The sequence below is a fragment of the Tistrella mobilis genome (genome assembly GCF_041468085.1).
In the GTDB taxonomy this organism is placed as follows: domain Bacteria; phylum Pseudomonadota; class Alphaproteobacteria; order Tistrellales; family Tistrellaceae; genus Tistrella; species Tistrella mobilis_A.
In genome coordinates this window covers 508,826-519,797 of sequence record NZ_CP121015.1, presented here as the reverse complement: position 1 = coordinate 519,797, position 10,972 = coordinate 508,826, and the positions used below count along the sequence as shown (strand labels likewise).

The window sequence follows — 10,972 nt, the reverse complement described above, 5'->3', positions numbered from 1 at the left end:
GGTTCAACCTCTCACCGGCGGCAGCACCCGCCAGATGGCGAAGGGAAGGCGGGCGGGGTCCAGGCGCAGCCGGTGGTGGCGGCCGGTCCAGGTCGATCGCCGGCCGCCGATCAGATCATCCATGGTCACGCCTGCATTTTCGGGCAGACCCCAGCGTTCGAGCGGCAGCTCGATCGCGGCCTCCTGGGCGTGGTGGGGATCCAGGCTCACCGCCACCAGAACGATGTCGTCGCCCTGATCGGTGGTCTTGCTGAACAGCAGCACCTGATCATTCCAGGCGGTGTGGAAGGCGAGACCGCGATTCTGATGCAGGGCCGGGTGTGCGGCGCGGATGCGGTTGAGCAGGGTAATCTCGGCGCGGATGTTCCCGGGCTGGTTCCAGTCGCGCGGCCGGATCTGGTATTTCTCGCTGTCCTGATATTCCTCGCGCCCCGGCAGGGGTGCGCCCTCGCACAGCTCGAAGCCGGCATACATCCCCCAGAGGCTTGAGAGCATGGTGGCGAGGCAGGCGCGGATCAGAAAGCCCGGCCGCCCGGATGTCTGCAGGAAATACGGGTTGATGTCGGGGGTGTTGACGAAGACATGCGGCCCGAAGAACTCCACCGCCGGCGGCGTGCTGAGCTCGGTGAAATAGGCGGTCAATCCGGCCTTGTCGTCGCGCCAGGTGAAATAGGTATAGGACTGCGCGAAGCCGAGCCTGGCCAGCCGGTACATGACCTTGGGCCGGGTGAAGGCCTCGGCCAGGAACACGACGTCCGGATGGTCGCGGCGGATGTCGGCGATCAGCCATTCCCAGAAGGGAAACGGCTTGGTGTGGGGATTGTCGACCCGGAACAGGCGGACACCTTCCGCCACCCAGAAGGCCACCACATCCCTCAGCGCCTGCCACAGCGCCGGCACCGCGCCCTCGGCATAGAAGTCGACATTGACGATGTCTTCATAGCGCTTGGGCGGGTTTTCGGCATAGCGCATGGAGCCGTCGGATCGCCAGGCGAACCATTCGGGATGGTCCTTCAGCCAGGGATGATCGGGCGAGCACTGGATGGCGAAATCCAGCGCCACCTCCATGCCATGGCCGGCGGCCGCGTCGACCAGCGCCCGGAAATCTTCCAGCGTCCCAAGTTCGGGATGGATCGCGTCATGGCCACCGGCCTCGCTTCCGATGGCATAGGGGCTGCCGGGATCGTCGGGACCCGCCGTCAGGGCATTGTTGCGGCCCTTGCGGTTGGTGCGCCCGATCGGGTGGATCGGCGGCATGTAGAGCACGTCGAAGCCCATCGCCCGGATCTCGGGCAGGCGGCGGATCACGTCGTCGAACCGGCCATGGCGGCCGGGATCCTCGGTTTCCGAGCGGGGGAACAGCTCGTACCAGGCGGCAAATCCCGCCCGCAGCCGCTCGACATCGACCGGATAGTCGCGGGGCGTGGCGCTGGCGAAGGGGCGGGGGTCGACCAGCGCCATGGCATCCCGGGTCTCGTCGTCGAGCAGGCGGCGGATCTTCGCCCCGTCATCGTCGGCCTGCTCCACGTCGTGGGCGATGTCGTCGATGCCATGGGCGCGGAGCAGGGCCAGACCATCGGCCAGATCCACCGGCCGCACCACGCCGGCCGCCTGTTTCCTGGCCAGATCCGTGCGATAGGATCCCCAGGCATCGCGCCAGGCCATGATTTCGAACCGGTGCCGGCCCAGCCGGTCCAGCGGCGCCCGGCCTTGCCAGCGGTCGTTGACCACATGGCTCATCGGCACCTCGCGCCACCCGGTCTCGTCCTCGGCGCGCAGCCGGAGCACGACTTTGATGACGTCGTGGCCATCGGCGAAGATATCGGCCTCGACCTCAAGCGAACTGCCCAGCCGGCGGCGGATGGCGAAACGGCCGTCGTCGAGCACGGGGGAGACGGCTTCGATGGCGATCCGCGGCAGCTGCGCCGCAGCCTCTGCCGGCCCGGCCTCTGGCCCGCGCACCGGCGGCTCTTCGCAGATCTCCAGAACCGCCACCCCGCCCGGCGCCAGATCCAGCGGCGTGCCCGGCGGGTGATCGACCAGCCGCCGTGCAGCCATGTCCGGGCCGCGGGCCAGCAGCGGCTGCGGATCGATGCGCAGCGGTGCATCGGGCAGGCGCGACGCCACCACCAGCCGGTCATTGCCGGCCCTGAAGGCCAGAATCGGGCCGCTTTCGCCGGTGAGCATCTCAAGCGCCGGCCGGCCCGTGGTTTCCAGCCGCTCGAAACCGGCATTGGCGACCCGCAGCGGCTGGGAAAGATCATAGCGCGGCTGCCGGGCCTTCTCGGGCGCCGGCATGTCCGGGCGGAGCGGATCGGGCGCACCCCAGTCGAATCCGGCCTGGACGATGATCCCGTCGAACAGGAAGGGGGCGAGCCTCAGGCTGCGCCGCCCCACCGCCTCCGCCACCCCGGGCCCGCCCAGAATCTCGGGCAGGCGCGGCCCGAAGGGCACTTCCGGGCAGGTCAGCACGCTGCCGATGCGCGACAGGCGGTCGATCTCGTCCAGCATCCAGGGTGCCGCCAGATCCCACCAGGCATCGGAGGCGACCGCGGCGTCGAAGCCGCAGGCGGCGAGCGTGCCGATCTGCTCCGCCGTCAGCCCATGGGTCCAGAGCAGCAGACGGCACTCGGCGGCGCGGGCACGGAGCCGCGCCCAGATCCCGGGCGTCACCGCCCGGGGCAGGGGCGCGCGGAAGCCGGCGACGCCGGCCGCCATCGCGGCATCGACCAGATCGGTCAGCGTCGCCTCGTCCTGTTCATTTTCAGGGATCAGAGCCTGTCGGCGCGGATCGCGGCCGGCGCGCATGTCGCGATCCGGGTCGGGTTCGGGCAGCAGATCGATCAGCAACCGGATGCCGTGACCGGCGGCGCTGCGGCAGGCGGCCTCGATCCGGGCCGGCTCGGCGGGGCCGGCCAGCAGCAGATGATCGAAACCCAGATCACGGGCCCGGGCGGCGGCCGCCGCCAGCGCCGCGCCCTCGCGGGCGGTTGCGGCGGGCACCATCAGGATCCGGGGGTGCCAGGGGGTTCGGGAGGACTGCGCGTTCATGCATCCCCCGCCGGCCGCCGGGTGCGGGAACGGGTGGCCGGCTTCGTGCCCGCCTTCTTTGGCGCATCGGCCGTCGCTGTCGGCGCGGCGTCGGTGCCGCCCTTGGCGCGGTGCGTCCCGGCCCCGACCGCCTTCGTCTCTGGCGTGTCAGCCGTCGTCCCGGCGGCCAGGCGGCGCCGGGTGCGGGTTTCCGGCGCCGCGGGGCCGGGTTCCGCGGCAGACGGCGCGGGGGAGCCGGGGACGGGTGGGGCGGGTACGGCCGGGCCGGGTGTGGGGCCGGCCTCATAGGGTGCGTCGCCCGGGCCCGGCGGGCGGCCTGTTTCCGGTACCGACCGGTTGGCCGCCTCCAGCGCCTCAAGCTCGGCTTCGGCCGCCGCCCAATGCGCGCGATCGCGGCCATGGGGGCGGCCTTCCTCTACCCAGATGCGGTGGGCGATCTTCTCCAGGCGGCGGGTGCGGTCCGCGGGTGTCTCGTCGGATCTGTGCATGACCAGGCGTCCTCGGGCATCGATGGGCCGTCTGCTGCATCAACACCGCCCGGGCATCCTGGTTCCGCGTCCCGGTTCCGCCCGGGTGGCGGGAACCCTCTCTGCATGGCGGGAACCCTCTGGCCGGTCGGGGGTTGTGCGGGACCACTGTTCATCCCAAGGAGCCTTCCCCCATGGCGACCCGTACCGATCACGGCCATCACGACGGCACCCCCAATGTGCATCCGGCGGAACAGCTGGTTTCGCTGTTTCTGGGTGCCTGTCTGGTGCGCCACGGCCTGAAATCCGACCATCCGGCTCATGCCGGCGGCCTTCTGTCGATGGCGGCCGGCGGTCTGCTGATCCATCGCGGCCTGCAGGGCCGCTGCATGCTTTATGAACGGCTGGGCATCGACACCCGGCACGAGCAGGAGGTGAACGGCCGCGGCACCTCTGAAATCCATGCGTCGGTGACGATCGACCGCCCGGCATCGGAGCTGTACCGGCGCTGGCGCGACCTCGAAAACCTGCCGCGCATCCTCTCTCATGTGCACAGCATCCGCGAGATCGACGACAGCACCTCGCGCTGGATCATCGACGGGCCGGCGGGCGACAGCATCGGCTTCGTGTCGCGCATCACCCAGGACATCCCCGACCGCCGCATCGCCTGGAGCACCACCGAAGAGGCGGATTTCCAGAATGCCGGCATGGTCGAATTCATCCCCGACACCGAAAACGGCGATGGCCGCGACCGCACCGACGTGGCGGTGACGCTGCGTTACGAGGTGCCGGCGGGGCTGCTGGGCCGCATCGGCCAGTGGCTGATGCCGCGCCATCCCAAGCGTCAGCTGATGGACGATCTGCGCCGCTTCCGCCGGCGGATGGAGGAAGAGGCCACCGGCACCTCTGCGGCCGGCTCCTCGGGCGGTTTCGGGTCCGAGGTGGGCGGCGGCGCGCCGGGAACCACCGGTTCGGGCACCGCCCAGGCCTCGGCGCCCTTCACCCCGGGCAGGCAGCCGGGCGGCAACGGCAAGCCCGCGACCCCGGGGCAGTGACCTTGGCGGCGTCGCGCCTGCCCCAGGCCGGGCCCGACTGGGCGCTGTTTCTGGATGTGGACGGCTGCCTGGTCGACATCGCCCCCAGCCCCGATGCGGTGGTGGTGAGCCCGGAATTGCCGGCCCTTCTGGAGCGGCTGACGGAGCGGTTCGGCGGGGCGCTGGCCCTGGTCAGCGGCCGGCCGCTGGCCGAGCTGGAGCGGCTGTTCCATCCCGCCCGGCCGGCGGCCGCCGGCCAGCACGGGCTGGAATGGCGCGGCCGGCCGCCGCTGCCGCATCCTGAAGGCTTCGCGGCGCTGGAGGCGCCGCTCGCCGCCTTCACCGCCGCCCATCCCGGCGTGCTGCTGGAGCGGAAATCCCACGGGTTTGCCCTGCATTACCGGGCAGCCCCGGCAGCCGGGGCCGGCGCGCTGGCGCTGGCCCGGCGGCTGGCGGGGACGACCCGGCCGGAATTGCGGGTGATGCCGGGCAAGATGGTGGTGGAACTCAGGATGGCGGGCGCCGACAAGGGCACCGCCATCCGCAGCTTCATGAGCACCGCTCCCTTTCATGGCCGGGTGCCGGTCTTCGCCGGTGACGACGTCACCGACGAGGACGGCTTCGCCATGGTGAATGCCATGGGCGGCCATTCGATCCGTGTCGGGGCGACCGGCATCGGCCCGCAGGCCGCCCCCGGGACTGCCGCACGCTGGACCGTGCCCGATGCGCCCGCCTTTCGCCGCTGGCTGGCCGGGCTTGCCGGCATGAACGCGGAGGCCGGCGGCGCCGGAACCTAACCCCTCCTCCGCGGGTTATTGCGACGAGTGATGATTGCGACGACGGCGCCGGCCAGGACCGGCCCGGTCGGAGCCTGGAGGGACGGATCTTGAAGCGACTTGTGGTGATCTCCAACCGCGTGGCCCGCGCAGATCCGCGGTCCACCGAAGATGCGGGGGCGAGCGGCGGACTGGCCGTGGCCGTCCGCGAGGCTCTGAGCGAGACCGCCGGCCTGTGGTTCGGCTGGAGCGGCCAGCTTTCCGAGGCGCCGGCCCTGCATGGGCCCGAGATCCAGCCCGGCGGCTACCGGGTCGCCACCGTGGACCTGACGCCGGCCGATCATCGCGGCTATTACAACGGCTATGCCAACGAGGCGCTCTGGCCGGTGCTGCACAGCGCCCCCCATCTGATGCACCACGATGCCGACCGCTACACCGCCTATCGGTCGGTGAACCGCCAGTTCGTCGACCGGCTGCTGCCGCTGCTGCATCCCGACGACATGATCTGGATCCATGACTACCATCTGCTGCCGGCGGCCGAAGAGCTCAGGCGGCGGGGCATGCGCAACCCGATCGGCTTCTTTCTGCACACGCCCTTTCCGGCCGCGGATGCCTTCGCGGCCCTGCCCGAACACCGCGCTTTGGTAGAGGGGCTGGCCCATGCCGATCTGATCGGCTTCCAGACCGCGGCGGACCTGCGGGCCTTCCAGGACTATATCCGCTGGGAAGCGGGGGGCAGCGTCTCCATGGACGGGCGGATGGAAGCCTTCGGCCGCCATTTCCGGGCCTCCGTCTTTCCGATCTCGATCGACCCCGCCGCCTTTGCCCTGACCGCCGAGCGCCATGCCGGGAGCGAGTATTGCATCAAGCTTGCCCGCGGCGCCGGCCGCGGTGCGCTGATGCTGGGCGTCGACCGGCTGGATTACACCAAGGGCCTGCCGCATCGGATGCTGGCCTATGAGCGCCTGCTGGAGAACGCGCCCGAGCTGCGCCGCCGGATGGCCTTCGTGCAGATCGCCTCGCAGTCGCGCAGCAAGCTGCCGGAATATGTCGCGATCCGGCGCGAGCTGGAAGAGATCAGCGGCCGGATCAACGGCCGCTTCTCGGAACCCGACTGGACGCCGCTGCGCTATATCAACCGCGGCATCCCGCGCGAAACGCTTGCCGGCGTGCTGCGCATGGCCCGGATGGCGGTGGTGACGCCCTTGCATGACGGCATGAACCTGGTCGCGAAGGAATATGTCGCCGCCCAGAACCCCGAAGATCCGGGCGTGCTGATGCTGTCGCGCTTCGCCGGCGCCGCACATGAACTGGACGCCGCCCTGATCGTCAACCCGCTCGACCACGACGAGACCGCCCGGCTTATGCAGCAGGGCCTGACCATGAGCCTTGAGGAACGCCGCGAGCGCTGGAAGGCGATGATGGCGGTGCTGTCGGTCAACGATGTCAGCCGCTGGTGGCGCAGCTTCGTCCGCGCGCTCGCCGACGCCGCCAGCCCCACCGCCCAACCCCCGACCGGCCGCCTGCTCCGCCGCGACCACCCGCGCCTCGCGACGGAGGGCAGCTCCGTGGTGAAACGCGAGGGCTTCGTGCGGGAGACGGGGGCCACGACCTCCGGCCGGGTGCATGACGGGTTGTTGATGCGGGTGGCGGGGGAGGGGTGATTGGCGGCCATCAAGCTGCATCGGGGGCCTGTTCCCGGAACAGGCCCGATCCGATCCGGGAACTACCCTCTGGCAACCTCAGCTGCGATATGGCCGGCAAATGCTGTGACGAAGGACTTCAGGCTTGTGATCTCAGACATCTCTGCATAGCTTCCGGTCGTCTTTGCCTCGCGGGAAGAAGTGAGGGTGCAGGCAGAAGTGTATAGGTTCTCACGCATGAGTTTCCGACAGAGGATATCGTACCTCTGTAGATAAGAAACATTCTTGAATTCTGAGAAGACAGGGTAATGGCGGGAGACCTCTCGTTGAGCAGATGCTCTTGATTTCGGCGCATCCTCAACCAAGACAAGCCAGCCAACAAACGGACGGATCGTGTCCGCACCAAAAGCACCCTCACGATAAGCAGTCCAAAAATCGTGGGCAGTTCCTATGGCCTCTTCCGCGCGGTTGTTGGCATTGTTGCCAAAGGAAGGGCCAATTTGACTTTTCATTTCTATCGCCGCGACGAGACGGCCTTGGTTAATTACCAGAATGTCCCATAATTTGGTGGGGCGGAAAAAAACCTGGCAAAGTCAGCGCGCTACGAGCTCGATGGATTTCAGCTTGGGTAAGACCGTTGGCATGTATCAGGTCAATCATGAGGGCGATGAAGCCGTCCATCGTGTTGCCTGCAGTAACGGCACCGCGTTCACCGATGTCGCTCTTACCCGCTTTGGTTTTGGCATCAAGCGCTTTCTGGCGGTTACCCCAAAAGGCCATCGTCGCGTCGCGTGCCTTCTGCTCGTAGTCAGCCAAATCAAGAGCCATTTAGTCCTCACCACCTCCAAGCACCATCCGTTCGCTTTTCGACAAGCCGTAGAGATCGAAAACGGCTTGATTGCAAGCGACGACATCGCCATCTGTGGCTGCCTCGATCAGCTTGTTTTGAAGTACGGCCTGTACGCTGTCCCAGGCCGGGAGTCTGATCCGGCGCAGATACTGTGCCTGGAACCGAAGATAACCACCGCGCATGCGGGTCGAATAGGTCGCTACAAAAAGTCGTGCAATGCCAGAAAGAAGCACGGCTTGAAGGGCTCGTACATTCCAGTGATCTGAAGTTATGAAGTAAAGATTGTGATGCGGGTACAGTTCGCCGCTTTCATAAACAACATGAGCCTCTCCCTTGATGTCGGGTATCAGCAGCTTTGGCTTTTTCGCTATCGCCGGATAGATGCGATCTATCGTACGATACCACTGGCGCGGAGATTTCTGCGCAACATGGCGTTTTACGATCTGGTTACGGTGCGCTTCCAGATGAGTGCGTAGCCTGGGATAATCGGCGAGATCGACAAGGCGCCCATCATCACCGAAGGGATTGATGACACCAAGGCCGCGCCAAGATACATTCCCATTTTGGATGTCACGCGTCATTACAAGCGGAAGTTTACGATCCGGTTCCACATCCAAATTCTTAAAGGGACCGATAAATGCTTTGTCGGCACCGGTCGCAACGCCGATTCCCACCTTGCAGCCGACCTCTTCGAGAGTTGGGAAGCTCGCCTCAAGGCGGCGGACTAGTGCAAGCTGAGCAGATTCTTCCAGAAGCCAGGGCTCTGAACCAGCAGCTACCCCATAGAGTTCGCGCACCTCGCCTTGAGATTTGGATACTGCGTCGGAAGTTAACGCTTTTGCGAGTTTCGCAAGCGGTTCGATTGCTATTGGTGGTCGATGTGCAATGCGCGTCGGACCGCCTGGCCGATCGGCCGTGATAACGGTGATTGCTGGATATGCTACGACGTCCGCATGGAAGGCTGTTGTGCCAACCATGTCGACGTAGATTTTCAGGTGATAGTTATCGGCAACGAACGCTCGTAGTGGCCCGCCATAACGGTTTTTCATCCATCGATCTGAACAGATCAGGCCGCAGGCTCCGCTCTTGCTCAAGAGTTCAAGGGCGCGCTCAATAAAGGGAATATAGAGGTCAGCGCGATCATAAATCGTCCTGTATCGCGCGCGGTAAGCCATGATGAGCGCATCGGGGATGAGCTCTTGTCGCACGTAGGGCGGATTGCCAATCACAAAGTCAAACGTCTGATCGAAATGTGTTAGTAGAAAGTCACCTTGCATAACCCAGGAAGCTGCGAGCGATTCGGCGGCCTGCCTGGGGAGCCCTTCCTCGATCAGGCGAGAAATCACCTTGCGGCGACACGCATCCACGGAAACACGATTAAGTTCTACTGCCCGCACTGCATCCCGGAGTGTTTCTACAGCCGTCGGTTTGCCGGCTTTTTGCCAGGATGCCAGTAGTCTGTCGATCGCCGGTAGCAGAAAATCGCCGTCACCTGCCGAAGGTTCCAGGAGCCGCATATGATGCAAAGGGCGGTCGACTGAATAACCGACCAGGTCAAGAATGAAATCGACGACTTCACGACGCGTGAAGACCGCTCCCCGCTTATCAATCCCCGCAGTGGACATGGCTTCGACCGCAGCATCGACGGGACAAATGTTGGAAAACGAGAGCTGCGCAGGCCGGCGGCGTTTTGCAGGTGCGTTCAAGTGAGCTCCTCCTGTCGCCTGACCGGGGTGATCAAGGTTGATTGGGGTGACGAGGAGTTAGTCGGAGTCGCAGGCGGGTGTCAACGGACAGCTGTCCGTTGACACCTCGGTCTGCGTCCACTGCACTTTGCCTACCCCGCCACCATCATCTTCGGCAACCACAACACCAGCTCAGGGAAGGCCGCGCAGAGGCCCAGCCCCACCAGCTGGAGCAGGATGAAGGGGATGATGCCGCGATAGACCGTGCCCATGCCGATCTCGGGCGGCAGCGTGCCCTTCAGATAGAACAGGGTGTAGCCGAAGGGCGGGCTGATATAGGCGGTCTGGGCCGAGACCATGAACAGGATGCCGAACCAGAGCGGGTCGAAATCCAGGAGCTGGATCACCGGCAGGAAAACCGGCACGCAGAGCAGGATGATGCCGATCTCGTCCAGGAACAGGCCCAGGAACACCAGCACGCCCATCATCGCCGCCAGCACCAGCCAGCGGTTGGCGTCCAGGTCGCGGATGAACTCCAGCAGGAAATCGGCGCCGCCGGTGCCGGTGAAGATCGCAACGAAGGCCTTGGCGCCCATGGTGATCCACAGGATCATCGCGGTCACCTTGATCGTGTCGATGCCGGCGCCGGACAGCATGGAGAGGCTGAGCCGACGTTCGATCGCCGCCGAGATGACCGCGCCGGCCACCCCCACCGCCGCCGCTTCGGTGGGCGTGGCAATGCCGGCATAGATGCTGCCGAGCACGCCCAGGATGATCAGGAAGGGCAGGATCAGCGCGCGCAGCGACCGGAGGCGGGCCCCCCAGGCGACCGGCGAGGGGTCGCGTGGTGCGATCGACGGGTCGATCAGGCTGCGGATGACGATATAGGCGACATAGAGCCCGGCCAGCAGCAGGCCCGGGATGATGCCGCCGATGAACATCTGGCCGATCGAGACCTGGGCGGTGACGGCGTAGACGATGGTCACGACCGAAGGCGGGATCAGGATGCCGAGCGTGCCGCCGGCGCAGATCGTGCCCAGCGCCAGGCGCTGGTCATAGCCGCGCTTCAGCATCGAGGGCAGAGCCAGGATGCCCATGGCCGCGACCGCGGCGCCGACGATGCCGGTCATGGCCGCCATGATCGTGCAGATGATCACCGTGCCGATGGCGAGCCCGCCGGGCAGGCGGTTGAACCACAGCTCCATCGCCTTGTAGAGCGATTCGATGATGCCCGAGCGCTGCAGCACGCTTGCCATCATCACATAGAGCGGGATCGACATCAGCGAGTCCGAGCGCATGGTGTCGAAGATCTGCAGCACGGTGATGGTCAGCGCCGCAGGGTCCCAGAGCAGCACCGTGAACAGGATCGCAAGCCCGCCCAGCACGAAGGCGAGCGGCAGGCCGGTGAGCATCAGCCCGACCAGGCCCGCGAACATCCAGATCAGGACGCCTTCGGATGCAATGCC

General features: G+C 66.3%; 7 protein-coding genes and 1 pseudogene. 3 read left to right on the top strand and 5 right to left on the bottom strand.

The window, feature by feature from the left end:
- Positions 1 to 3 precede the first annotated feature (3 nt).
- Positions 4 to 3,051 (bottom strand): alpha-1,4-glucan--maltose-1-phosphate maltosyltransferase, encoded by a 3,048-nt coding sequence (locus P7L68_RS05070; RefSeq protein ID WP_371999564.1) that lies wholly within the window; start codon positions 3,049 to 3,051, stop codon positions 4 to 6.
- Complete coding sequence (locus tag P7L68_RS05065) at positions 3,048 to 3,539, bottom strand: DUF2934 domain-containing protein (protein ID WP_371999562.1); 492 nt, start codon at positions 3,537 to 3,539, stop codon at positions 3,048 to 3,050. The genes P7L68_RS05070 and P7L68_RS05065 overlap by 4 nt, the downstream gene beginning before the upstream one ends.
- A gap of 173 nt (positions 3,540 to 3,712) precedes the next feature.
- Here P7L68_RS05065 and P7L68_RS05060 point away from each other — a divergent pair, with 173 nt between their 5' ends.
- The 3 genes from P7L68_RS05060 (at position 3,713) to P7L68_RS05050 (ending at position 6,992) form a co-directional block, all read left to right on the top strand.
- Entirely contained in the window at positions 3,713 to 4,573 is an 861-nt protein-coding gene (locus tag P7L68_RS05060) for an SRPBCC family protein (RefSeq protein WP_371999560.1), read from the top strand.
- Positions 4,570 to 5,349, top strand: coding sequence for a trehalose-phosphatase (gene otsB, locus P7L68_RS05055; RefSeq protein WP_371999558.1), 780 nt, complete (start codon positions 4,570 to 4,572; stop codon positions 5,347 to 5,349). Before P7L68_RS05060 ends, otsB begins: the two co-directional genes overlap by 4 nt.
- A gap of 89 nt (positions 5,350 to 5,438) precedes the next feature.
- Positions 5,439 to 6,992, top strand: coding sequence for a trehalose-6-phosphate synthase (locus tag P7L68_RS05050; RefSeq protein WP_371999556.1), 1,554 nt, complete (start codon positions 5,439 to 5,441; stop codon positions 6,990 to 6,992).
- A gap of 62 nt (positions 6,993 to 7,054) precedes the next feature.
- Here P7L68_RS05050 and P7L68_RS05045 read toward each other — a convergent pair.
- From P7L68_RS05045 to P7L68_RS05035, 3 genes and pseudogenes are all read right to left on the bottom strand, one after another.
- Positions 7,055 to 7,799: pseudogene (locus P7L68_RS05045) on the bottom strand (PaeR7I family type II restriction endonuclease).
- Entirely contained in the window at positions 7,800 to 9,446 is a 1,647-nt protein-coding gene (locus P7L68_RS05040; protein WP_371999979.1) for an Eco57I restriction-modification methylase domain-containing protein, read from the bottom strand.
- Positions 9,447 to 9,658: 212 nt separating this feature from the next.
- Positions 9,659 to 10,969, bottom strand: coding sequence for a TRAP transporter large permease subunit (locus tag P7L68_RS05035; RefSeq protein ID WP_371999977.1), 1,311 nt, complete (start codon positions 10,967 to 10,969; stop codon positions 9,659 to 9,661).
- Between the last annotated feature and the right edge of the window lie 3 nt (positions 10,970 to 10,972).